The sequence below is a fragment of the Telluria sp. ZB2R32 genome, from assembly GCF_059685715.1.
Map to the genome: position 1 here is coordinate 273,866 of NZ_JCASIG010000007.1, position 20,416 is coordinate 294,281.

General features: G+C 61.4%; 32 protein-coding genes and 1 tRNA gene. 8 read left to right on the forward strand and 25 right to left on the reverse strand.

The window, feature by feature from the left end:
- Positions 1–15: 15 nt before the first annotated feature.
- The 23 genes from infA to AC56LG_RS20745 all read right to left on the reverse strand — a co-directional run bounded on the left by infA (position 16) and on the right by AC56LG_RS20745 (position 11,022).
- Entirely contained in the window at positions 16–234 is a 219-nt protein-coding gene (gene infA, locus AC56LG_RS20635; protein ID WP_005663428.1) for a translation initiation factor IF-1, read from the reverse strand.
- A 20-nt stretch (positions 235–254) separates the two neighbouring features.
- On the reverse strand, positions 255–1,589 hold the full coding sequence (gene secY, locus AC56LG_RS20640; RefSeq protein WP_192056823.1) for a preprotein translocase subunit SecY: 1,335 nt from the start codon (positions 1,587–1,589) through the stop codon (positions 255–257).
- A gap of 28 nt (positions 1,590–1,617) precedes the next feature.
- Positions 1,618–2,049, reverse strand: coding sequence for a 50S ribosomal protein L15 (rplO, locus tag AC56LG_RS20645; protein ID WP_159627936.1), 432 nt, complete (start codon positions 2,047–2,049; stop codon positions 1,618–1,620).
- A 29-nt stretch (positions 2,050–2,078) separates the two neighbouring features.
- Positions 2,079–2,258, reverse strand: coding sequence for a 50S ribosomal protein L30 (gene rpmD, locus AC56LG_RS20650; RefSeq protein ID WP_056337609.1), 180 nt, complete (start codon positions 2,256–2,258; stop codon positions 2,079–2,081).
- A gap of 10 nt (positions 2,259–2,268) precedes the next feature.
- Positions 2,269–2,787: a 30S ribosomal protein S5 gene (rpsE, locus tag AC56LG_RS20655; RefSeq protein WP_036208946.1), complete on the reverse strand. Its 519-nt coding sequence runs from the start codon at positions 2,785–2,787 to the stop codon at positions 2,269–2,271.
- A 12-nt stretch (positions 2,788–2,799) separates the two neighbouring features.
- Positions 2,800–3,162, reverse strand: a complete 363-nt coding sequence (gene rplR / locus AC56LG_RS20660; RefSeq protein WP_192056825.1) for a 50S ribosomal protein L18 — start codon at positions 3,160–3,162, stop codon at positions 2,800–2,802.
- Positions 3,163–3,174: 12 nt separating this feature from the next.
- Positions 3,175–3,708 carry a 50S ribosomal protein L6 gene (gene rplF, locus AC56LG_RS20665; RefSeq protein WP_192056826.1) on the reverse strand — a complete coding sequence of 178 codons (534 nt, stop codon included), beginning with the start codon at positions 3,706–3,708 and terminating at the stop codon, positions 3,175–3,177.
- A gap of 10 nt (positions 3,709–3,718) precedes the next feature.
- Positions 3,719–4,114, reverse strand: coding sequence for a 30S ribosomal protein S8 (gene rpsH / locus AC56LG_RS20670; protein WP_192056827.1), 396 nt, complete (start codon positions 4,112–4,114; stop codon positions 3,719–3,721).
- 14 nt (positions 4,115–4,128) lie between these two features.
- Complete coding sequence (rpsN, locus tag AC56LG_RS20675; protein ID WP_192056828.1) at positions 4,129–4,434, reverse strand: 30S ribosomal protein S14; 306 nt, start codon at positions 4,432–4,434, stop codon at positions 4,129–4,131.
- Positions 4,435–4,438: 4 nt separating this feature from the next.
- Positions 4,439–4,978: a 50S ribosomal protein L5 gene (rplE, locus tag AC56LG_RS20680; RefSeq protein WP_182990708.1), complete on the reverse strand. Its 540-nt coding sequence runs from the start codon at positions 4,976–4,978 to the stop codon at positions 4,439–4,441.
- Between the two features lie 3 nt (positions 4,979–4,981).
- Positions 4,982–5,296 carry a 50S ribosomal protein L24 gene (rplX, locus tag AC56LG_RS20685; protein ID WP_056337594.1) on the reverse strand — a complete coding sequence of 105 codons (315 nt, stop codon included), beginning with the start codon at positions 5,294–5,296 and terminating at the stop codon, positions 4,982–4,984.
- A 9-nt stretch (positions 5,297–5,305) separates the two neighbouring features.
- Positions 5,306–5,674 carry a 50S ribosomal protein L14 gene (gene rplN, locus AC56LG_RS20690; RefSeq protein ID WP_005663451.1) on the reverse strand — a complete coding sequence of 123 codons (369 nt, stop codon included), beginning with the start codon at positions 5,672–5,674 and terminating at the stop codon, positions 5,306–5,308.
- A gap of 231 nt (positions 5,675–5,905) precedes the next feature.
- On the reverse strand, positions 5,906–6,178 hold the full coding sequence (gene rpsQ, locus AC56LG_RS20695; protein ID WP_020655684.1) for a 30S ribosomal protein S17: 273 nt from the start codon (positions 6,176–6,178) through the stop codon (positions 5,906–5,908).
- Positions 6,175–6,366, reverse strand: coding sequence for a 50S ribosomal protein L29 (gene rpmC / locus AC56LG_RS20700; protein ID WP_056337591.1), 192 nt, complete (start codon positions 6,364–6,366; stop codon positions 6,175–6,177). Before rpmC ends, rpsQ begins: the two co-directional genes overlap by 4 nt.
- 12 nt (positions 6,367–6,378) lie before the next feature.
- A complete protein-coding gene (gene rplP / locus AC56LG_RS20705; RefSeq protein ID WP_056337588.1) occupies positions 6,379–6,798 on the reverse strand; it encodes a 50S ribosomal protein L16 in 420 nt (139 codons plus the stop codon).
- A 2-nt stretch (positions 6,799–6,800) separates the two neighbouring features.
- Positions 6,801–7,628 (reverse strand): 30S ribosomal protein S3, encoded by an 828-nt coding sequence (rpsC, locus tag AC56LG_RS20710; RefSeq protein ID WP_192056829.1) that lies wholly within the window; start codon positions 7,626–7,628, stop codon positions 6,801–6,803.
- An 11-nt stretch (positions 7,629–7,639) separates the two neighbouring features.
- The gene (gene rplV, locus AC56LG_RS20715) at positions 7,640–7,972 is read right to left on the reverse strand and encodes a 50S ribosomal protein L22 (RefSeq protein ID WP_181017582.1); all 333 of its coding nucleotides are present in this window, start codon (positions 7,970–7,972) and stop codon (positions 7,640–7,642) included.
- Entirely contained in the window at positions 7,969–8,244 is a 276-nt protein-coding gene (gene rpsS / locus AC56LG_RS20720; protein ID WP_056337578.1) for a 30S ribosomal protein S19, read from the reverse strand. Before rpsS ends, rplV begins: the two co-directional genes overlap by 4 nt.
- An 11-nt stretch (positions 8,245–8,255) precedes the next feature.
- Positions 8,256–9,083 (reverse strand): 50S ribosomal protein L2, encoded by an 828-nt coding sequence (gene rplB, locus AC56LG_RS20725; protein ID WP_497167934.1) that lies wholly within the window; start codon positions 9,081–9,083, stop codon positions 8,256–8,258.
- On the reverse strand, positions 9,083–9,400 hold the full coding sequence (gene rplW / locus AC56LG_RS20730; protein WP_182990702.1) for a 50S ribosomal protein L23: 318 nt from the start codon (positions 9,398–9,400) through the stop codon (positions 9,083–9,085). The genes rplB and rplW overlap by 1 nt, the downstream gene beginning before the upstream one ends.
- The gene (gene rplD / locus AC56LG_RS20735; RefSeq protein ID WP_192056831.1) at positions 9,397–10,017 is read right to left on the reverse strand and encodes a 50S ribosomal protein L4; all 621 of its coding nucleotides are present in this window, start codon (positions 10,015–10,017) and stop codon (positions 9,397–9,399) included. The genes rplW and rplD overlap by 4 nt, the downstream gene beginning before the upstream one ends.
- 2 nt (positions 10,018–10,019) lie before the next feature.
- Entirely contained in the window at positions 10,020–10,676 is a 657-nt protein-coding gene (rplC, locus tag AC56LG_RS20740) for a 50S ribosomal protein L3 (RefSeq protein WP_192056832.1), read from the reverse strand.
- 269 nt (positions 10,677–10,945) lie between these two features.
- Positions 10,946–11,022 (reverse strand) — tRNA-Val (locus AC56LG_RS20745).
- Positions 11,023–11,354: 332 nt separating this feature from the next.
- Here AC56LG_RS20745 and AC56LG_RS20750 point away from each other — a divergent pair.
- The 8 genes from AC56LG_RS20750 (at position 11,355) to AC56LG_RS20785 (ending at position 19,429) form a co-directional block, all read left to right on the forward strand.
- Positions 11,355–12,452: a mechanosensitive ion channel family protein gene (locus AC56LG_RS20750; protein WP_497167935.1), complete on the forward strand. Its 1,098-nt coding sequence runs from the start codon at positions 11,355–11,357 to the stop codon at positions 12,450–12,452.
- A gap of 161 nt (positions 12,453–12,613) precedes the next feature.
- Complete coding sequence (locus AC56LG_RS20755) at positions 12,614–13,189, forward strand: TerD family protein (protein ID WP_497167936.1); 576 nt, start codon at positions 12,614–12,616, stop codon at positions 13,187–13,189.
- Positions 13,190–13,254: 65 nt separating this feature from the next.
- On the forward strand, positions 13,255–14,274 hold the full coding sequence (locus AC56LG_RS20760) for an ATP-grasp domain-containing protein (protein ID WP_497167937.1): 1,020 nt from the start codon (positions 13,255–13,257) through the stop codon (positions 14,272–14,274).
- Positions 14,271–15,452 carry a phosphoribosyltransferase domain-containing protein gene (locus AC56LG_RS20765; protein WP_497167938.1) on the forward strand — a complete coding sequence of 394 codons (1,182 nt, stop codon included), beginning with the start codon at positions 14,271–14,273 and terminating at the stop codon, positions 15,450–15,452. The genes AC56LG_RS20760 and AC56LG_RS20765 overlap by 4 nt, the downstream gene beginning before the upstream one ends.
- On the forward strand, positions 15,427–16,191 hold the full coding sequence (locus AC56LG_RS20770; protein ID WP_497167939.1) for an HAD family hydrolase: 765 nt from the start codon (positions 15,427–15,429) through the stop codon (positions 16,189–16,191). The genes AC56LG_RS20765 and AC56LG_RS20770 overlap by 26 nt, the downstream gene beginning before the upstream one ends.
- A complete protein-coding gene (locus AC56LG_RS20775) occupies positions 16,188–17,273 on the forward strand; it encodes a cysteine protease StiP domain-containing protein (protein WP_497167940.1) in 1,086 nt (361 codons plus the stop codon). Before AC56LG_RS20770 ends, AC56LG_RS20775 begins: the two co-directional genes overlap by 4 nt.
- Positions 17,266–18,147: an HpcH/HpaI aldolase/citrate lyase family protein gene (locus AC56LG_RS20780; protein ID WP_497167941.1), complete on the forward strand. Its 882-nt coding sequence runs from the start codon at positions 17,266–17,268 to the stop codon at positions 18,145–18,147. Before AC56LG_RS20775 ends, AC56LG_RS20780 begins: the two co-directional genes overlap by 8 nt.
- Positions 18,148–18,166: 19 nt before the next feature.
- The gene (locus AC56LG_RS20785; protein ID WP_497167942.1) at positions 18,167–19,429 is read left to right on the forward strand and encodes a TerD family protein; all 1,263 of its coding nucleotides are present in this window, start codon (positions 18,167–18,169) and stop codon (positions 19,427–19,429) included.
- A 240-nt stretch (positions 19,430–19,669) separates the two neighbouring features.
- Here AC56LG_RS20785 and rpsJ read toward each other — a convergent pair whose 3' ends face one another.
- On the reverse strand, positions 19,670–19,984 hold the full coding sequence (gene rpsJ / locus AC56LG_RS20790; protein ID WP_056337538.1) for a 30S ribosomal protein S10: 315 nt from the start codon (positions 19,982–19,984) through the stop codon (positions 19,670–19,672).
- A gap of 188 nt (positions 19,985–20,172) precedes the next feature.
- Positions 20,173–20,416: EF-Tu C-terminal domain-related protein (locus AC56LG_RS20795; RefSeq protein WP_497165810.1), on the reverse strand; the 244-nt coding region annotated here is incomplete at its 5' end.

Sequence of the window (20,416 nt, forward strand, 5' to 3'; positions counted from 1 at the left end):
TTTACTTAATATTTTTTACTTGGTGCGGAATACGATGCGCGCCCGGGACAGGTCATACGGCGTCAACTCGACCGTTACCTTGTCTCCCGGGAGGATGCGGATATAGTTCATCCGCATTTTACCCGAGATATGCCCCAGGACCACATGCCCGTTTTCCAGCTTTACGCGAAATGTCGCATTTGGGAGATTCTCGAGAATCTCACCTTGCATTTGGATGACGTCGTCTTTTGCCATTCGGTCTCATCACTCCCCGCTTATCGCGTCGGAATTCCGCCCTTGAAGTTCGCCTTGCGCAGCAGCGACTCATATTGCTGCGACATGACGTAGTTCTGCACTTGTGCCATGAAGTCCATCGTCACCACCACGATGATCAGGAGCGACGTGCCGCCGAAGTAGAAAGGAACTTTCCACACCGATTGCAGGAACTCCGGCACCAGGCACACGGCGGTGATGTACACCGCACCAGCCAGGGTCAGGCGCATCAGGATCTTGTCGATATAGCGGGCGGTCTGGTCGCCAGGACGGATGCCTGGCACAAACGCGCCGCTTTTCTTCAAGTTGTCCGCCGTTTCCTTGCTGTTGAATACCAGCGCGGTATAGAAGAAGCAGAAGAACACGATCGCCACCGCATACAGCAACGCGTGGATCGGTTCACCGGTCGTCAGCGAGGCTGCCAGGTCTTTCAGGAACCCGATGAACGGGCCGCTGGAGTCCTTGCCCCGCGTGTACCAGTCAACGATCGTCGCCGGGAACAGGATGATCGAGGATGCGAAGATCGGTGGAATCACGCCGGCCATGTTCAGCTTCAGTGGCAGGTGGCTGGTTTGGCCGCCGTACACTTTGTTGCCGACTTGACGCTTGGCGTAGTTCACCAGGATCTTGCGCTGTCCCCGCTCCACGAACACGACAATGTACGTAACCAGAGCCACCAGGATGACGATGAAGATCGCGGCAAAGCTTGGGATCGAACCGTTCGAGACGAGCGTGAACAAGCCACCCAGTGCCGACGGCAGACCGGCAGCGATACCGGCAAAAATGATGATCGAGATACCGTTGCCGAGGCCACGTTCGGTGATCTGCTCGCCCAGCCACATGAGGAACATGGTGCCGGTCAGGAGGGTCACGACCGTAACGAAGCGGAAGCCCATGCCAGGATCGAGAACGAGGCCCGGCTGGGCTTCGAGCGCGACGGCGATGCCGAACGCCTGGAACAACGCCAGTGCCACCGTGAAGTAACGGGTGTACTGGGTGATCTTGCGGCGCCCTGCTTCGCCTTCCTTCTTCAGCGCTTCCAGCTGCGGCGAGACGATCGACCCCAGCTGCATGATGATCGAAGCCGAAATGTAGGGCATGATCCCGAGAGCGAACACGGTAAAGCGGGACAACGCGCCACCCGAGAACATGTTGAACATGCCCAGGATGCCGCCTTCGTTCTGCTTGAACAGCGACGCCAACGCAATCGGGTCAATCCCGGGGACCGGGATATGGGCACCGATGCGGTACACGACCAACGCGCCAAGCAAAAACCACAACCGACCCCAGGGGAAGCCGGCAGCGGCGCTTTTACCAAGTTGTGAATTAGTCGCCAATTTTTGCTCCGATCAGGCAGCGATCGCTTTAAGCGACCGAACCGCCAGCTGCTTCGATGGCCGCTTTCGCGCCCGCGGTCGCTTTCAGGCCCTTGAGGTTCACCGCTTTGGTGATCTCGCCCGACAGGATCACGCGCACGTCGCGCGCCACCACCGGCAGGATGCCCGCTTGCTTCAGCACCAGGATGTCGACATCGCCGACGGCCAGGTTGTTCAGGTCCGACAGACGCACTTCAGCCTTGAACGTTGCGTTCAGCGACTTGAAGCCACGCTTTGGCAGACGACGCTGCAGAGGCATCTGACCGCCTTCGAAGCCGACTTTGTGGAAACCGCCCGAACGCGACTTCTGACCCTTGTGACCGCGACCGGCGGTCTTGCCCAGGCCGGAGCCGATACCGCGGCCGACGCGGCGCTTGTAGTGCTTGGCGCCGTCAGCTGGTTGAATGGTATTCAATTCCATTGTTTTCTCCGTTAGGTAAGCCCGAAGGCTTACCCGACTACTTTAACGAGGTACGAGACTTTGTTGATCATGCCACGCACCGACGGGGTGTCCTGCAACTCGGAAACCGAGTTGACGCGGCGCAGACCCAGACCACGCACCGTAGCGCGGTGATCCTGACGGGTGCCGATCAGGCCCTTGACCAGTTGTACTTTGATGGTGTTTGCCATTGTCTTCACCTTAGCCCAGGATGTCTTCGACCGACTTGCCACGCTTGGCGGCGATGTCGGAGGCGGTGCTCATCTTCGACAGACCGTCGAGGGTTGCACGCACCAGGTTGTACGGGTTCGACGAACCGGTCGACTTGGCGACCACGTCGGTCACGCCCATCACTTCGAAGATAGCGCGCATTGCGCCACCAGCGATGACGCCGGTACCAGGCTTGGCTGGCGACATCATGACGCGCGAGGCGCCGTGACGACCGGTGACGGTGTGGTGCAGGGTACCGTTCTTGAGGGGCACCTTGATCAGGTTGCGGCGGGCTTCTTCCATTGCCTTTTGCACGCCGACAGGAACTTCCTTCGACTTGCCTTTACCCATGCCGATGCGGCCATCGCCGTCACCGACAACGGTCAGCGCTGCAAAACCCATGATACGACCACCCTTGACCACTTTGGTCACGCGGTTGATCGCGATCATTTTTTCGCGCATGCCATCATCCGGCTTGTCGCTTGCCATTTTCGCTTGCATTTTTGCCATGACGATTCTTCCTTAGAACTTCAGACCGGCTTCACGCGCGGCTTCCGCCAGCGCCTTCACACGACCGTGGTAACGGAAACCGGAGCGGTCGAATGCCACTTCGGTGATCCCTGCTTGCAGTGCTTTCTCTGCGACACGCTTGCCAACCAGTGCAGCAGCTGCGGCGTTGCCACCCTTGCCGCTCTGGCCTGCCAGTTCGGCGCGCACATCTGCTTCCAGCGTCGAAGCCGAAACCAGGACCTTCGCATCCGGGCTGATCAGGTTCGCATAGATGTGCAGGTTGGTGCGGTGAACCGACAGACGGTTCACGCCCAGCTGCGCGATCTTGATGCGGGTTTGGCGTCCGCGACGCAGACGCGATTCTTTCTTGTCCATCGTCAGCTCCGATTATTTCTTCTTGGTTTCTTTAAGCTTCACCACTTCGTCCGAATAACGGACGCCCTTGCCCTTGTAAGGCTCAGGGGAGCGGTAAGCGCGCACTTCAGCGGCGACCTGGCCAACCTTTTGACGATCGATACCCTTGATCAGGATTTCGGTCGGGGTCGGGGTCACGGCCGTGACGCCTTCCGGCATCGCATGCAGCACCGGGTGCGAGAAGCCCAGGGACAGGTTCAGGGCGTTGCCCTGCACTGCTGCCTTGTAGCCCACGCCGACCAGGTTCAGCTTCTTCTCGAAGCCCTTGGTCACGCCGGTCACCATGTTGTTGACCAGTGCACGCAGGGTGCCCGACATGGCGTTCGATTCACGCGAATCGTCCACCACGTCGAACGACAGCGTGCCGTTGTTGTTTTCTACCTTGACCAGGCCGTTCAGCGGCTGGGTCAGGGTGCCCAGTGGGCCTTTGACCGTGATCGCGGCCGCAGTGATCGCCACTTCGGCGCCAGCTGGGACTGCGATTGGCATCTTAGCTACTCGAGACATCGTCTACTCCTTAAGCTACGTAGCAGATAACTTCGCCGCCGACGCCGGTGGCGCGGGCTTTGCGGTCAGTCATCACGCCTTGCGGGGTGGAGACAATCGCCACGCCCAGGCCGTTCATGACGGTCGGGATCTCGTCTTTGCCTTTGTAGACACGCAGGCCAGGACGGGAAACGCGCTCGATGCGCTCGATAACCGGACGGCCGGTGTAATACTTCAAACCGATTTTGAGTTCCGACTTGCCACCTTCGGTGGACACGGCGAAATCCTCAATGTAACCCTCGTCCTTCAGGACGTTGGCAATGGCAACCTTGACTTTCGACGACGGCATTGCGACCGTGGTCTTTTGAACAGTTTGTGCGTTGCGAATGCGGGTCAGCATATCGGCGATAGGATCGCTCATACTCATTGCTTATTCTCCTATTACCAGCTGGCTTTGGTCATACCCGGAATTTCGCCCTTCATGGCGAATTCGCGGAGTTTGGTACGGGCGAGGCCGAATTTACGGAACGTGCCACGTGGACGGCCGGTGATGGCGCAGCGGTTACGCTGGCGGGTCGGCGCCGAATTACGTGGCAGGGTCTGCAGTTTCAGACGCGCTTCGTAACGCTCTTCTTCGGTCTTCGACTGGTCGTCGATGATTGCTTTCAGAGCTGCACGCTTTGCGGCGAATTTCTCCACCAGGTCTGCACGCTTCTGTTCGCGGTTAATCAGTGCAAGTTTTGCCATGCTCTTAGTTCCTGAACGGGAATTTGAAGGCGGCGAGCAGCGCTTTGGCTTCGTCGTCGGTCTTAGCGGTGGTGGTGATCGAGATGTTCATGCCACGCAGCGCGTCGATCTTGTCGTAATCGATTTCAGGGAAAATGATCTGTTCCTTGACACCGATGTTGTAGTTGCCACGACCATCGAACGATTTGCCGTTCACGCCACGGAAGTCACGCACGCGCGGCAGGGCCACGGTGATGAAACGATCCAGGAACTCGTACATACGGGCGCCGCGCAGGGTCACCATCGTACCGATCGGGTAGCCTTCACGGATTTTGAAACCCGCGATTGCCTTGCGCGACTTGGTGGTCACTGGCTTCTGGCCGGCGATCTTGGTCAGGTCGCCCACAGCGTGCTCGAGCACTTTCTTGTCGGCGATCGCTTCACCAACACCCATGTTCAGGGTGATCTTGGTCAGGCGCGGCACTTCCATCACCGACTTGTAGCCGAATTTTTCGGTCAGGTCAGCGACGACTTTGTCTTTGTAGAATTGTTGGAGACGGGCCATTTCTTACACCTTCACTTCTTCGCCGGAAGACTTGTAGACGCGGACTTTCTTGCCGTCCTGGTCTTTGAAGCCTACGCGGTCAGCCTTGCCGGTCGCGGCGTTGAACAGCGCGACGTTGGAGACGTGAATCGGCATCGTCTTGTCGACGATACCACCTTGGACGCCGGTCATCGGGTTTGGCTTGACGGCCTTCTTGGCAACGTTCACGCCTTCGACGATGACGTGCTCGGCGTCGACGCGACGCGAAACCACGCCACGCTTGCCTTTGTCTTTACCAGCCAAAACGATGACTTCGTCGTTTTTACGAATCTTATCCATTGCGACTCCTTACAGTACTTCAGGTGCCAGGGACACGATCTTCATGAACTTTTCAGTGCGCAGTTCGCGGGTCACTGGTCCGAAGATACGGGTGCCGATCGGTTCCAGCTTGGCGTTGAGCAGCACTGCGGCATTGCCGTCGAACTTCACCAGGGAGCCGTCTTGGCGGCGCACACCTTTAGCGGTACGCACAACCACAGCGTTATAAATTTCACCTTTTTTGACACGGCCACGTGGCGCAGCAACCTTGACGGTTACCTTGATGATGTCGCCAATGCTCGCATAACGGCGCTTGGAGCCGCCCAACACCTTGATGCACAAAACTTCTTTTGCACCCGTGTTGTCGGCTACTTCGAGCCGGCTTTCAGTTTGAATCATAGTATTTTCTTTCCCAACTTAAGCCGAAGAAATCCCACGGTAAACCGTAGGCCTGCGGTCAGTCTTGGTCCCGCCGTGACGCCCCTGCTGGAGCATTACGATTGGGTGATTGGACTTTCCAATTGCTTCGTACAGGCCGCAGTTACCGAGGGGGACAAACTGCGGCAACACATGAACGAAGCCCGCTAGTATCTCAGATACCAGCGGGCCACGCAAGACAAATTTTAGTGCTTACAGTACCTGTGCAACCTGCACAACACGGGTCACAGTCCAAGCTTTCGTCTTCGAGATCGGACGACCTTCCGCGATCTCGACCGTGTCGCCGGTCTTGGCCTGGTTGGTCTCGTCGTGCGCGTGATACTTGTTCGAGCGCACGATGATCTTGCCGTACAGCGGGTGCTTCACGTGACGCTCGATCAGGACGGTTACCGTCTTGTCCATTTTGTCGGACACGACCTTGCCGACCAGCGTACGCTTCAGCGCCGTTTTAGTGGTGTCGTTCATTTGGCTTCCTTCGAGTTCATCACAGTCTTCACACGCGCGATGTCGCGACGTACTTTCTTGAGCTGCGCGGTGTTGCCCAGCTGCTGGGTAGCGATTTGCATGCGCAGGCCAAACTGGGCCTTCAGCAGCTCACTCAGCTCCTTTTGCAGCGCTTCCTGGTCCTTGCCGCGGAGTTCCGATGCTTTCATATTCAACTCCTGTTATTGGCCGACTTGACGAACCACGAACGTGGTTGCCAGTGGCAGTTTGGCAGCGGCCAGGCGGAATGCTTCGCGCGCCAGTTCTTCACCGACGCCATCCATCTCATACAGGACTTTGCCTGGCTGGATTTCGGCGACGTAGTATTCCGGATTACCTTTACCGTTACCCATACGGACTTCGGCCGGCTTGTTCGAAATCGGCTTGTCCGGGAAGATACGGATCCAGATACGACCGCCACGCTTGATGTGACGGGTCATGGCGCGACGTGCCGCTTCGATCTGGCGGGCGGTGATACGGCCGCGGGCAACTGCCTTCAGACCGAATTCGCCGAACGAGACCGCGGTGCCGCGGGTGTGCGAAATGCCGGTGTTACGGCCTTTCTGCTCTTTACGATACTTCCTGCGCGATGGTTGCAGCATGCTTATTCTCCTGCTTTCTCAGCTGGTGCAGCAGCGGCCGGGGTCGCCAGCTTGACGGCTGGACGCGCACGCACGGTTGGCGCTGCAGCTGGGCGGGCGCCGCCAGCTGGACGTGGGCCGCGCGATGGCTTGCCATCGTCACGACGTGGGCCGCGTGGCTTCTTCTCGTCCGGCGGGGTGTCGATGACTGGTGCTTCGCCGGTGACCGAACGGTCGCCCTTGTAGACCCAGACCTTGACGCCGATGATGCCGTACGTGGTCGATGCTTCGCTGGTGCCGTAGTCGATATCGGCGCGCAGGGTGTGCAGAGGCACACGGCCTTCGCGGTACCATTCGGTACGTGCGATTTCGATGCCGTTCAGACGGCCCGACGACATGATCTTGATGCCGACGGCACCCAGACGCATGGCGTTTTGCATGGCGCGCTTCATCGCGCGGCGGAACATGATGCGCTTTTCGAGCTGTTGCGAGATCGAATCGGCGATCAGCTGCGAATCGATTTCCGGCTTGCGGATCTCTTCGATATTGACGTGCACGGGCACGCCCATGATCTTCGTCAGCGACGACTTCAGCACTTCGATGTCTTCGCCTTTTTTACCGATCACGACACCTGGACGCGACGAGTAGATGGTGAAGCGCGCGTTCTTGGCTGGGCGCTCGATGACGATGCGGCCGACCGAAGCGTTCTTCAGCTTCTTTTTCAGGAAAGCGCGTGCTGCCAGATCTTCTTGCAGCATTTCGGCGAAGTTGCCGTTGCCGGCGTACCAGCGCGACGCCCAGTTACGGGTGACGGACAGGCGGAAGCCTGTTGGGTGAATCTTCTGTCCCATCGTGTGACTCCTTAGTTACCGACAGTCACGTAGATGTGACAGGATTGTTTCGAAATGCGATCGCCGCGGCCTTTGGCACGTGCCGTAAAGCGCTTCAGGATCGGGCCTTTTTCAACATAGATCTCGACGACCTTCAGCTCGTCGATATCGGCGCCGTCATTGTGTTCTGCATTGGCGATGGCCGATTCCAGAACCTTCTTGATGATGGTGGCGCCCTTCTTTGGGCTGAACTGCAGAATGTTGAGTGCTGCGTCAACTTTCTTGCCGCGGATCAGGTCGGCCACGAGGCGGCCTTTCTGGTCCGACAGGCGTACGCCTTTGAGGATAGCTTTAGTTTCCATTATTTTTTCGCCTTCTTGTCAGCGGCGTGGCCCTTGAACGTACGGGTCAGCGCGAATTCGCCGAGCTTGTGGCCAACCATGTTCTCGGAGACGTACACCGGCACGTGCAGCTTGCCGTTGTGCACAGCGATCGTCAGACCGATGAAGTCAGGCGTGATCGTCGAGCGGCGCGACCAGGTTTTAACTGGCTTTTTGTCTTTGTTCGCTTGCGCGGCTTCGACTTTTTTCACCAGGTGGGCGTCAACGAACGGCCCTTTTTTCAATGAACGAGTCATTTAGTTATCCCTTATTTCTTGCCGCGGCGCGAAACGATCATCGAAGAAGTGCGCTTGTTCGAACGCGTCTTCTTGCCCTTCGTCTGTTGGCCCCAAGGCGACACTGGATGACGACCAGCTGCGGTTTTACCTTCACCACCACCGTGCGGGTGATCGACCGGGTTCATGACCACACCGCGCACGGTAGGACGAACACCGCGCCAGCGCATCGCGCCGGCTTTACCGATCTTGCGCAGGCTGTGTTCGGCATTGCCGACTTCGCCAACGGTAGCGCGGCACTCGATGTGCACGCGGCGAACTTCACCCGAGCGCAGGCGGACCTGGGCGTAGGTGCCTTCGCGGGCCATCAGGACAACGCCGGCGCCGGCGGTACGGGCCATCTGGGCACCCTTACCTGGCAGCATTTCGACGCAGTTCATCACGGTACCGACCGGGATGTTACGGATCGGCAGGCAGTTACCGGCCTTGATCGGTGCTTCCGCGCCGTTCATGACGCTGTCGCCGACAGCCATGCCCTTGGTGGCGATGATGTACTGACGCTCGCCGTCCGCGTAGCACAGCAGTGCGATGTGCGCGGTACGGTTCGGGTCGTATTCGATACGCTCGACCTTGGCAGGAATGCCGTCCTTCTGGCGCTTGAAGTCGACCAGACGGTAGTGTTGCTTGTGACCACCACCGATGTGACGGGTGGTGATGTGGCCGTTGTTGTTACGGCCAGCAGTCTTCGATTTCTTCTCAACCAGTGCTGCGAACGGACGGCCCTTGTACAGGCCTTCGGTCACAACTTTCACCATGCCGCGGCGGCCTGGGGAGGTTGGCTTCATCTTAACGAGTGCCATTATTTAGCCTCCTCGACAAAATTGATTTCCTGGCCTGGCTTCAGGCACACGAAAGCACGCTTGGTGTGGTTGCGACGACCGTTGAAACGGCCCGAACGCTTTTGTTTGCCTTCGCGGTTCACGGTTTGCACCGATTCCACTTCGACCTTGAACAGCAGTTCGACGGCAGCCTTGATTTCCGGCTTGGTCGCGTCAGGCAGGACCTTGAACACGATCTGCTCGTTCTTTTCCGCGACGAAGGTAGCCTTTTCGGAGATGACCGGAGCCATCAGCACCTTCATCAGGCGCTCTTCGCTAAATTTGATTGCGGTGCTCATGCGTACATCTCCTCGATCTTGGCCAGAGCAGCTTTGGTGACCAGGACTTTCTTGTAGAACACCAGCGACATCGGGTCAGCTGCTTTTGGCTCGACAACCAGCACGTTCGGCAGGTTACGCGATGCCAGCAACAGGTTTTCTTCGATGGTGTCGGTGATCACCAGGACCGATTCCAGACCCATGCCCTGCAGCTTTTGCGACAGCAGCTTGGTCTTCGGGGCTTCGATCGACAGGTTCTCGATAACGACCAGGCGGCCTTCGCGGGCCAGCTGCGAGAAGATCGAGCAGATACCTGCGCGGAACATCTTCTTGTTCACTTTGTGGGTGAAGTTCTCGTCAGGCGAGTTCGGGAAGATGCGACCACCGCCGCGCCACAGTGGCGACGACGACATACCAGCACGAGCGCGGCCGGTGCCTTTCTGGCGCCATGGCTTCTTGGTGGTGTGGCTGACTTCTTCACGGTCTTTCTGCTTGCGGTTACCGCTACGTGCATTGGCAGCGTAGGCGACCACGACCTGGTGAATCAGGGCTTCGTTGTATTCGCGACCGAACACTTCGTCGGTAGCGGCAACGTTGGCGCCGGCTTGACCTTGCTCATTCAGGAGCTGAAGTTCCATAATTAAGCTCCTTTCTGTGCTTTGGTTTTGACGGCTGGCTTGACGATCACTTGACCGTTCTTCGCGCCAGGAACTGCACCCTTGACCAGCAGCAGTTGACGATCAGCGTCGATACGTGCGATTTCCAGGTTCTGGGTGGTGACGGTGACGTCGCCCATGTGACCGGTCATGCGCTTGCCTGGGAACACGCGGCCTGGATCCTGCGCCATACCGATGGAGCCTGGAACGTTGTGCGAACGCGAGTTACCGTGGGTCTGACGACCCGATGCGAAGTTGTGACGCTTGATGGTACCGGCGTAGCCTTTACCGATCGAGGTGCCTTGCACGTCGATCTTCTGGCCCACTTCGAACAGCGAGACATTGACTGCGTCGCCGGTTTTCAGTTCGGCTGCCTTGGCGGCGTCGACGCGGAATTCGCGCAGCATGGTGCCAGCTTCGACGCCTGCTTTTGCGTGGTGACCCGCAACTGCCTTGGTCACGCGGGAAGCGCGACGTTGACCGAATGCGACCTGGACTGCGGCGTAGCCGTCAGTTTCAGGAGTTTTGATTTGTGCGACACGGTTGTTCGACACGTCGAGCACGGTAACTGGGATCGAATCCCCGTCATCCGTGAAGATGCGCATCATGCCAACCTTGCGACCGAGAAGGCCCAAGCTCATTTTTTCTCCATTCCCACCTACGATTGGGCGGGGGTAGTTGAACTACTAAAAACGTACAAGTTCTGACGAACCCGTACCGAAGCCGGCTAGTATAGCGCGCAAAAGGGCTTGACGCAACAAGTTAATCGGGGGTATGTCGCCCCTGTTGCGCGTTTTTCGCAGTTTCTTGGAGAAGAAGGAATCTGGCCTGGCTGGCCAGCACAGAAAAGGCACCAGTGCGCCTTTTCTCTACGCAACCCGTAAAGGGCTGCGCGAATATTTGAAGTGTTTGGTGGGCGGTGCAGGATTCGAACCTGCGACCCCTTGGATGTCGACCAAGTATTCTAACCAACTGAACTAACCGCCCGAGGAGCCGCATTATACGAAGCTCTACAGTCGTTTGGCAATAGCTGAGTGAAAATACTTGGCAACCCGCGCTTCGCTCCGGCGCACAGGCATCCGCCCGCCAATTGTGACGCGGGTTGTGCATGCCATTTTGCACTGCTATGCTGAAAAAGCTTCACGAGGGTAAAGCGCCGTTTTTCTCCTGCCACCCCCACTTCGCATGCTCCTGGCGTGCCGGCCGCGCCACTGCCAGGATCTTCCATCCGTGCGCAACGTCCCGATGACGCAATGCACACCCATTTACAAAGGATGACCGATGCCCGTTCACGTCCGCGGGCAACGGAGACCACACGAATGAACATCACCTTCCTCAACAACTCCGCCCTCGACTGGCTGGCGGCGCTGACCGTCGCCGTACTGGTGACGGCCGGTCTGCACGCCGTCAAAACGCTGCTGCAACGGCGCCTGGAACTGCTGGCGCCGCGTACCGCCACCAAGCTGGACGACGTTGCGTTGAAAGCGCTGGGCGGCACCAGCGTCGTGGTCATGCTGTTGGTCGGCATCTATGCCGGCTCGACCCTGCTGAACCTGCCGGAACGCAGCGCCCTCGTCATCACGCGCATCGCCGTCACCGCGGCGCTGCTCCAGGTGGCGCGCTGGGGCGACCGTGCGCTCGGCGCCTGGCTGCTGATCCACCGCGCCGCGCGCGCCGACGATCCCGGCCGCGCCACCTCGACCGCCGCGCTCGGCTTCGTGTTCCGCATCGTGCTGTGGGCGGTACTGCTGCTGATGGTGCTCGACAACCTCGGTTTCAATATCACGACGCTGGTCGCCAGCCTCGGCATCGGCGGTATCGCGGTGGCCCTGGCGGCGCAGCAGATCCTCGGGGACCTGTTCGCTTCGCTCTCGATCGTGCTCGACAAACCTTTCGTGATCGGCGATTTCATCAACGTCAACGGTGTGATGGGGACGGTGGAACACGTCGGCCTGAAGACGACGCGCGTACGCAGCCTGAGCGGCGAGCAAATCATCTTTTCCAATAACGACCTGCTCAAGAGCCGCATCCACAATCTGAAACGGATGGAAACGCGGCGTGCGGTGTTCACCTTCGGGGTCCCGTACGGCACGCTCGAACCGGAACTGCGCGCGATCGCCGAGATGGTGCGCGAGAAGATCAAGGCGCAGGAACCGGCGGTGACCTTCGACCGCGCCCACTTCAGCGGCTTCGGCCCGGCCGCCCTCACCTTCGAGGCGGTCTACATCGTCAACAGCCCGGATTACACGGTGCACATGAACCTGCAGCAGGAGATTCTGCTGAACGTCTACACGGCGCTTAACGAGCGCGGCGTGCCGATCGCGCTGCCGACCCAGGTGCTGCACCTGGCCGACGTGCGCAGCGGCGCGCAAGGCACCGCAAACGACCCGGCGGCGGACGATCGTGCGGCGGCTTAGCATTCTAAGTCTGCTATAAGCCCACCTGTGTACAATCGGTCAATTAGCGCCTATATTGGCTGCCGAGCGAAGCATTGGCGGCCCCTGCGTTATCCGGCAACGCGCCGTCCCTGCGGGGGCGGCATATCGAGCAGTTTCACTCCCTACTGAAAGGAGCTGTAATGGCAATCAGTTTGCAAAAAGGCGGCAACGTCAACCTCAGCAAGGAAGCCCCGAACCTCACCAAGGTCATCATCGGCCTGGGCTGGGACCCGCGTTCGACCGATGGCGCCGCTTTCGACCTGGACGGCTCGGCCTTCATGCTGAAATCCGACGCCAAGGTCCGCGCCGACAACGATTTCATCTTCTATAACAACCTGAAGTCGAGCGACGGCTCCGTCGTCCACAACGGCGACAACACCACCGGCCAGGGCGAAGGCGACGACGAAACCGTCACCGTCGACCTCTCGCGCGTACCGCAGGATGTCGACAAGATCTCGTTCTGCGTCACCATCCACGAAGCGGAAAGCCGCCGCCAGAGCTTCGGCATGGTCGGCAAAGCCTTCATCCGCTGCCTGAACGCCAACGGCAACGCCGAAATCGCCCGCTACGACCTGTCCGAAGACAGCTCGACCGAAACCGCCATGATCTTTGGCGAACTGTACCGCGCCGGCACCGACTGGAAGTTCCGCGCCGTCGGCCAGGGCTATAACGGCGGCCTCGGCCCCCTCGCACGCTCGTTCGGCGTCAACGTCTAAGCTGCATCAGACCCGGTCCCGCCCTCCCCTGGCGGGACTGCTTTCCCACTGCGACAACATCATTTATGCGCGTCTGGTTCAACCGTAGCTTTTCGTCCGTCCATACCGCCATCGACCTGATCCGCCAGGCCGACAGCGATCAGCGTTTTACTATCCTCCACAGCAATCCGAATCCGACCTCTCCCGTCGCCCGGATCGCCCACGAATTTCACCTCGAACCGACCGGATTGAGCACCGCCGACTACATCGGCTGGTGCGTGGACTTCTGCCGCAAGCACCAGGTCGATATCTTCGTACCCGGCCGCGAAGCGACGGCGATCGCCGGCGCCCACGCCCTGTTCGAAGCCATCGGCACGCGCGTGCAGAGCGCCGCGTCCGAAGCGGCCCTGCAGCTCATCCACGACAAGGCGCGCTTCTATGCCGAAACCGAGTTGCCGCTGGCGCCGGTGGCCGAGTTCCGCCCCTTCGAGGATGCCGCCGCCTTCGAAACCGCCTACGACCAGCTGCGCCGGCGCCACGCCAAACTGTGCGTCAAGCCGACCCACTCGATCTACGGCCTCGGCTTCGCCGTCCTCGACGAGGAGCGCAATAGCGCCGAACTGCTGATGGCCGGCGCCGAATACCACGTCTCGCTCGCCGATTTCCGCGCCGGGCTGGCAAAGCTCGGGACCTTCCGCAGCATGCTGCTGATGGAGTTCCTGGAAGGCCGCGAATACAGCGTCGACTGCGTCGGCGACAACGGCCGCCTGGTGGTTGCCGTGGTGCGCCGCAAGTCGACGCAGGCCGGCGCCGGCCAGCGCATCGACCAGAGAAATGACATCCTGGAAGCGACCGCGCAGCTGTGCCGTACCCATGGCCTGAACGGCATTTTCAATGTCCAGTTCCGCGAAGCTGCGGGAAAGCCGCGTCTCCTCGAAATCAACCCGCGCATGTCGGGCGGGATCGGCATGGCCTGCGTCGCTGGTCCCAACCTGCCATATATCTCGCTGCGCGGCTTTGCCGACGGCTACGACGGCCTGCACATCGCGCCGGTACGCGACCGCATCCGCGTCGCCGAACTGGCGCGCGCCGTGGAGCTGGCATGAACGCGCGCGCCGACAGCCTGCCCGCTGCCATCGTCAGAGAGCTGCCGACGGGGCGGCTGGAAGTCGAACTGCACCGCGGCGCGGCCGAACTCGACGACCTGCTCGGCTTTGCCGCGCGCGCGAATGCCAAGCGCGGCTTCCTGTTCGTCAGCAAGGTGCTCGGCAAGCACTGGCCGGTGCGGCCGCAGCGCATGCTCGACATCCATGCGCGCCTGGCCGCCGGCGTGCCGGATGCGCCCGGCCCGGTGCTGTTCATCGCCATGGCGGAAACGGCCGTCGGCCTCGGCCAGGGCGTGTTCGAAGCGTGGCTGCGCGCCCACCCCGGCCAGCAAGCCCTGTTCCTGCAGACGACGCGCTACCGCGTGGGCGACGGCCCCATCATCGAATTCGAGGAAGCGCACAGCCACGCGCCGCGCCAGTTCCTGCACATGCCGGCCGGCAACCATGAACAAGGCCTGCTGCGGGGCGCGCGCACCATCGTGCTGGTGGACGACGAGGCCAGCACCGGCAATACATTCCTGAATTTGACGCAGGCGTGCCGGCGCTTGAATCCAGACCTGGCGCAGGTCCATCTGGCGGTGCTGGCGAACTTCATGGGCGCCGCCGCAACGGACGCCCTGACGGCGCGCTTCGGCTTGCCGGCGACGCTCGGCGCGCTGGTCGCAGGCGCCTACCGTTTTATCCCAAGCGACTGCCCGGTCGACGCGGCGCCGGCGCAGCGCTACGACGCCCGGGCGGAACGCGGCGCCAGCGGTGCCTTTGGCCGCCTGGGACTGTCGCGTGCCCTGCGCACGCCGGAGATGCTGGCCGACCGGCTGGCGGCGTCGATCGCGCTTGAAGAACCAGTGCTGGTGCTGGGCACCGGCGAATTCATGCATGCCTCGACGCTGCTGGGCGCCGCGCTCGAACGGCGCGGCCTCGATGTCGTCGTGCAGTCGACCACGCGCTCGCCCATTCTGACCTGGGGCGCGGTGGAGCACGCCTTGACCTTCCCCGACAACTACGGCGAAGGGATCCCGAATTTCATCTATAACGTTGCGCCTGGCCGGTACCGGCATGTGCTGGTCTGCCACGAGACGCCGGCCGGCGAAGCCCTGCACGCGCTTGCGCGCACGCTGGACGCGCGCCTGTTCCACTATCACACCGAGGACGATGTTGAAGAAGTTCCTGTTCGCTGACCTGGACGATACGCTGTTCCAGACGCTGGAAAAATGCGCCGCATTTGGTCCCCTCGAATCGCTCGAGCCGGCCGCCTACTACAGCAATGGCAGCATCTGTTCGTACACGACGCCGGCCCAGCGCGCGTTTTTTGCCTTCGTCAGCGAGGGCATGACCGTGATCCCGACCACGGCGCGCAGCCTGGATGCGTTTTGGCGGGTTAAGCTTGGTTTCAGCAGCTATGTCGTCCTGAACTTCGGCGGCATCATCCTGCAGCCCGACGGCAGCATCGAGCGCGACTGGCAGGGCCGCATGCACGGCCTCATGACGGCGGCTTTGCCCGGCCTGCAGGCGCTTGCCGCGCACATCGACGCCTGGGCCGAACGGACCGGTTATGCCGGCCGCACGCGCCTGGTGGAAGACGCCGGCACGCCTTTCTTCATCGTCGTCAAGGATCCGGACAAGGTCCACGCCAACCTGGAGACGATCGAGCGCGACGTGGTGCGGCCCTGGATCGCCGACGGCAACGGTGGCTACTGCGTCCACCGCAACGGCAACAACCTCGCCATCCTGCCTACGAGCCTGGATAAAGCGAACGCGGTCGCCTACGTCACCGAACGCCTGCGCCGCGAGCACGGCGAGATCGTCACCTTCGGCATGGGCGACTCGCGCTCGGATGCACGCTTCATGGCCGATTGCGACTACGCCATCATCCCGCGCCGCACGCAGTTGTCGAAACTGACGGTGGAGGCGCTGTGAGCTTCCCTGGGAGCTATCTGGACAGCGACGTCCGCTTCCTGCTCAAGCGCCTGCCGCTGGCCGATTTCGTCGACGTGCGCGAAAAGGAAGCGCTGATCCAGTCGGGGCGGCGCCACTACAGCGAAATGCTGTCGCCGGAACGGCTGCCGTCGGAGCGCTACCTGGCGCTGTTCGATGCCGCCTGCCGCAACAATGGCGAGCGCATGGCGCGCGATTGCCTGCGCCTGGCTGGCCTGATCGCCGCGCGGCGCAGTGGTGCGGTCACGCTGGTGTCGCTGGCGCGCGGCGGCACGCCGGTGGGCGTCGTCCTCAAACGTTTGCTGGAAGGAGTGCACGGACGCGCGGCGACGCACTATTCGGTTTCGATCGTGCGCGACCGCGGCATCGATGCCAATGCGCTGCGCCACATCCTGGCGCAGGGCCATTCTCCGGAATCGATCGTGTTCGTCGACGGCTGGACCGGCAAGGGCGTGATCGCGCGCGAGCTGGCGGGCTCGATCGCCCGCTTCAATGCGCAGCACGGTCTCGCGCTCGATCCCGGCCTGTACGTGCTGTCCGACCTAGCCGGCGCCGCCGCCTGCGCCGCCTCCTGCGACGATTACCTGATCCCGTCGAGCATCCTGAACGCGACGGTCTCCGGCCTGGTCAGCCGCTCGGTGTTGAACGAGGCCATCGGCCCTGCAGACTTCCACGGCTGCGTGCTGTACGACGATTTCGCAAGCGATGACCGCTCGCGCAGCTTTGTCGACATGCTCGAAGGGCTGGCGCTGGCGCAGGCCGACCACGCTGAACCGGTGCAGGCGGTCGATGCCAACGCCGCCGCGGCGCGCTCGCGCGCCTATATCGCAGAAGCGCAAGAACGCTACGGCGTCAGCGACGTCAACCTAATCAAACCGGGCATCGGCGAAGCCACGCGTGTGCTGCTGCGGCGCGTGCCGCGCCTGCTGCTGCTGCGCGACCCCGACCATCCGGCCGCGGCGCACCTGCGCCTGCTGGCCATTGAGAAAGACGTGCCGGTCGAAGTCGATCCGGCATTGCCCTACCAAGCTGTATCGCTGATCAGGAGTGCATCGGATGCATAAATCGATGGGCGCGTCGCTGTACGTGCCAGCCAACCACAAAGACCTGCTGCAGATCGCCAACGGCGAGAAACTGCCGCAGGCGCGCTCGCTGATTTTCTGCACCGAGGATGCGGTCGCCGACCGCGAACTGGGCTGGGCGCTATTCAACCTGTCGGTGGTGCTGCAGAACATGCAGCCGGAAGTCCAGGCCGAGCGGTTTGTACGCGTGCGCAATCCGGACGTGCTCACACGCGTGCTGGCCATGCCCGGCGCCCATAAGCTGACCGGCTTCGTGATTCCAAAGGCGACGCGCCAGAATTTCGAAGCCTATTACCGTCTCGTGCGCGATACAAGCCACATGCTGATGCCGACGCTGGAAACGAGCGAGGTGTTCAGCGAGCGCGAGATGGAATCCTTCCGCGACTTGCTCCAGTCGCCCGGCGTGCGCAGCCGCATCCTGGCGCTGCGCATCGGCGGCAACGATTTACTGGCCCTGCTCGGCCTGCGCCGCCCGCGCGGCATGACGATCTACCGCACCCCGCTCGGACCGACCATCGCGCGCCTGGTGACGATCTTCCGCCCGCATGGCTTCATGCTCACCGCGCCGGTGTTCGAGCACCTCGACCTGCCCGAATTGCTCGACCAGGAAGTCAGCGAGGACATCGCCTACGGCATGGTCGGCAAGACCGCGATCCACCCGAGCCAGATCGCGCCGATCGAAGAGCATTACAAGGTCCGGCCGCACGACCTGGCGGTGGCGCACGCGATCCTCGACGAGAACAGCCCGGCGGTCTTCAAGATGCACGAGTCGATGTGCGAAGTCGCCACCCACCGCGCGTGGGCCGAACGCCTGGTCGCGCAATCGCATATCTTCGGCGCGCACGGCGCCCTCTGAACATCGAAAGGGACACCCCATGAATAACTTCTCACGCGGCCAGAAGGGCAAACTCGCCGATCTCGGCGTCGGCACCAGCTTCGCGGTCGACCTCGACATCGCGGCGCCCGGCATGGCGGTCGACGTCTCCTGCTTCGGCCTGGACAGCGCCGATAAACTGTCGGACGACCGCTACATGGTGTTTTATAACCAGCTCGCCAGCCCCGGCGACGCGGTGCGCCTCGAGCTGCGCTCGGGCGGCGCCCGTTTCAACCTCAACCTCGACGCGCTCCCAGGTTCGATCGCCAAACTCGTGTTCGTGGCGGCGATCGACGGCGCCCAGACCATGCGCGCCCTGGGCGCGTCCAGCCTGAGCCTCGGCAACGCCGTACGCTTCCCGTGGTCGGGCAGCGACTTCGGCGACGAAAAGGCGGTGATCGTGGCCGAGATCTACCGGCGCGATGGCCAGTGGCGTTTCGGCGCCGTCGGCCAGGGTTTCAATGGCGGCCTGGCCGTGCTGCTCGAGCATTTCGGCGGCACGCAAGCGGCGCCGTCGAAGCCGGCACCGGCTGCGGCTCCCGCTGCTGCACCGAAGGTCTCGCTTTCCAAAATCACGCTGGAAAAACGCGGCGACAAGGTCTCGCTCGACAAGCGCGCCGGCGCCGGCTTCGGCCGCATCCACGTCAACCTGAACTGGAACCGTTCCAGCATCGCACCGGCGCCCGCCCCAGCCCCGGCGCCTGAAAAAGGCGGCCTGCTCGGACGCCTGAGCGGCGTGATGAGTGGCGCCATGGGCGGCGCGATGGCGGGCCGCAAACGCTCCGGCGGCATCGACCTCGATCTGGGCTGCATGTTCGAACTCGCCGACGGCCGCAAGGGCCTGGTGCAGGCGCTCGGCAACGCCTGGGGCGAATACGAGGGCGCACCCTACATGAAGCTCGACGCCGACGACCGTACCGGCGCGTCCAGCAATGGCGAAAACCTGTACATCAACGGCGACCAGTTCGGGCAAATCCGGCGCGCGATCATTTTCACGTTCATTTACGAAGGCGTGCCGAACTGGTCCGCCACCGACGGCGTGGTCACGATTGCGGTGCCGAACCAGTCCCCGATCGAGGTGCGCCTGGACGGCGGCGGCAGCCAGATGATGTGCGCCATCGCCATGATCGAAAACCAGGCCGGCCAGCTGCAGGTAACCAAGATGGTCGAGTATTTCGAGCAGCAGGGCCGCACCAGCGCGCACGAGATGATGGACCGGCGCTTCAATTTCGGGCTGCGCTGGAAGACTGGCAGCAAGGATTAAAGCCGTTCAGCGTAGGGCGGGCATGCCCGCCTTCATACGCGGGTAATTCCGCTTCGGCCGACAACACAGGTTACGGATGCGCTGCGCGCCGTTCTGTGCGTTTCGATGTGCGGCCGCCGGAAGGCGGGCATGCCCGCCCTACGACGTAAACGGTATCGGGGCCGGGAAAGTCCGCCATTTGGCGGCCCTTCCCGGCCCCGATTCATTTCGGCTCGCGACGCTGTCGCGTTCGCCAAAAAATTACTGCAGCTTGATTTCGACGTCGACGCCAGCTGGCAGGTCCAGCTTCATCAGTGCGTCGACGGTCTTGTCGGTTGGGTCCACGATGTCCATCAGACGCTGGTGCGTACGGATTTCGAACTGGTCGCGCGAGGTCTTGTTGACGTGCGGCGAACGCAGGACGTCGAAACGCTGGATACGGGTCGGCAGTGGGACTGGGCCCTTGACGACGGCGCCGGTGCGCTTGGCGGTGTCGACGATTTCCAGTGCGGACTGGTCGATCAGCTTGTAGTCGAACGCTTTCAGGCGGATACGGATTTTCTGATTCTGGGACATGCTAGTTCCTTAGAAAAGAGCGAACCGGCGCGTGGCCGGCAATGATTTGTCAGGTACTTCAGGGACGACGGGTACAGCAAAGGAGCGAAAGTATATCACCCTTCCTACTCGAACAGAGGGGACAGAATCGGAATTCTGTCCCCTCTTGTTGTGCCGGCGGAACGAACCGCCGGCGGATCGAAGCCTAATTAGGCAATGATCTTGGCAACCACGCCGGCGCCGACGGTACGGCCGCCTTCGCGGATTGCGAAGCGCAGGCCTTCTTCCATCGCGATCGGGTTGATCAGCTTGACGGTGATCGACACGTTATCGCCCGGCATGACCATTTCCTTGTCCGCTGGCAGCTCGATCGAGCCGGTCACGTCGGTGGTACGGAAGTAGAACTGCGGACGGTAGTTGTTGAAGAACGGGGTGTGACGGCCGCCTTCATCT

Coding starts and splice junctions, on each gene's coding strand:
- infA (WP_005663428.1), bottom strand. CDS start 234: ATGGCAAAAGACGACGTCATCCAAATGCAAGGTGAGATTCTCGAGAAT.
- rplO (WP_159627936.1), bottom strand. CDS start 2,049: ATGGAATTGAATACCATTCAACCAGCTGACGGCGCCAAGCACTACAAG.
- rpmD (WP_056337609.1), bottom strand. CDS start 2,258: ATGGCAAACACCATCAAAGTACAACTGGTCAAGGGCCTGATCGGCACC.
- rpsE (WP_036208946.1), bottom strand. CDS start 2,787: ATGGCAAAAATGCAAGCGAAAATGGCAAGCGACAAGCCGGATGATGGC.
- rplR (WP_192056825.1), bottom strand. CDS start 3,162: ATGGACAAGAAAGAATCGCGTCTGCGTCGCGGACGCCAAACCCGCATC.
- rplF (WP_192056826.1), bottom strand. CDS start 3,708: ATGTCTCGAGTAGCTAAGATGCCAATCGCAGTCCCAGCTGGCGCCGAA.
- rpsH (WP_192056827.1), bottom strand. CDS start 4,114: ATGAGTATGAGCGATCCTATCGCCGATATGCTGACCCGCATTCGCAAC.
- rpsN (WP_192056828.1), bottom strand. CDS start 4,434: ATGGCAAAACTTGCACTGATTAACCGCGAACAGAAGCGTGCAGACCTG.
- rplE (WP_182990708.1), bottom strand. CDS start 4,978: ATGGCCCGTCTCCAACAATTCTACAAAGACAAAGTCGTCGCTGACCTG.
- rplX (WP_056337594.1), bottom strand. CDS start 5,296: ATGGATAAGATTCGTAAAAACGACGAAGTCATCGTTTTGGCTGGTAAA.
- rplN (WP_005663451.1), bottom strand. CDS start 5,674: ATGATTCAAACTGAAAGCCGGCTCGAAGTAGCCGACAACACGGGTGCA.
- rpsQ (WP_020655684.1), bottom strand. CDS start 6,178: ATGAACGACACCACTAAAACGGCGCTGAAGCGTACGCTGGTCGGCAAG.
- rpmC (WP_056337591.1), bottom strand. CDS start 6,366: ATGAAAGCATCGGAACTCCGCGGCAAGGACCAGGAAGCGCTGCAAAAG.
- rplP (WP_056337588.1), bottom strand. CDS start 6,798: ATGCTGCAACCATCGCGCAGGAAGTATCGTAAAGAGCAGAAAGGCCGT.
- rpsC (WP_192056829.1), bottom strand. CDS start 7,628: ATGGGACAGAAGATTCACCCAACAGGCTTCCGCCTGTCCGTCACCCGT.
- rpsS (WP_056337578.1), bottom strand. CDS start 8,244: ATGACTCGTTCATTGAAAAAAGGGCCGTTCGTTGACGCCCACCTGGTG.
- rplB (WP_497167934.1), bottom strand. CDS start 9,083: ATGGCACTCGTTAAGATGAAGCCAACCTCCCCAGGCCGCCGCGGCATG.
- rplW (WP_182990702.1), bottom strand. CDS start 9,400: ATGAGCACCGCAATCAAATTTAGCGAAGAGCGCCTGATGAAGGTGCTG.
- rplD (WP_192056831.1), bottom strand. CDS start 10,017: ATGGAACTTCAGCTCCTGAATGAGCAAGGTCAAGCCGGCGCCAACGTT.
- rplC (WP_192056832.1), bottom strand. CDS start 10,676: ATGAGCTTGGGCCTTCTCGGTCGCAAGGTTGGCATGATGCGCATCTTC.
- AC56LG_RS20750 (WP_497167935.1), top strand. CDS start 11,355: ATGAACATCACCTTCCTCAACAACTCCGCCCTCGACTGGCTGGCGGCG.
- AC56LG_RS20755 (WP_497167936.1), top strand. CDS start 12,614: ATGGCAATCAGTTTGCAAAAAGGCGGCAACGTCAACCTCAGCAAGGAA.
- AC56LG_RS20760 (WP_497167937.1), top strand. CDS start 13,255: ATGCGCGTCTGGTTCAACCGTAGCTTTTCGTCCGTCCATACCGCCATC.
- AC56LG_RS20765 (WP_497167938.1), top strand. CDS start 14,271: ATGAACGCGCGCGCCGACAGCCTGCCCGCTGCCATCGTCAGAGAGCTG.
- AC56LG_RS20770 (WP_497167939.1), top strand. CDS start 15,427: ATGTTGAAGAAGTTCCTGTTCGCTGACCTGGACGATACGCTGTTCCAG.
- AC56LG_RS20780 (WP_497167941.1), top strand. CDS start 17,266: ATGCATAAATCGATGGGCGCGTCGCTGTACGTGCCAGCCAACCACAAA.
- AC56LG_RS20785 (WP_497167942.1), top strand. CDS start 18,167: ATGAATAACTTCTCACGCGGCCAGAAGGGCAAACTCGCCGATCTCGGC.
- rpsJ (WP_056337538.1), bottom strand. CDS start 19,984: ATGTCCCAGAATCAGAAAATCCGTATCCGCCTGAAAGCGTTCGACTAC.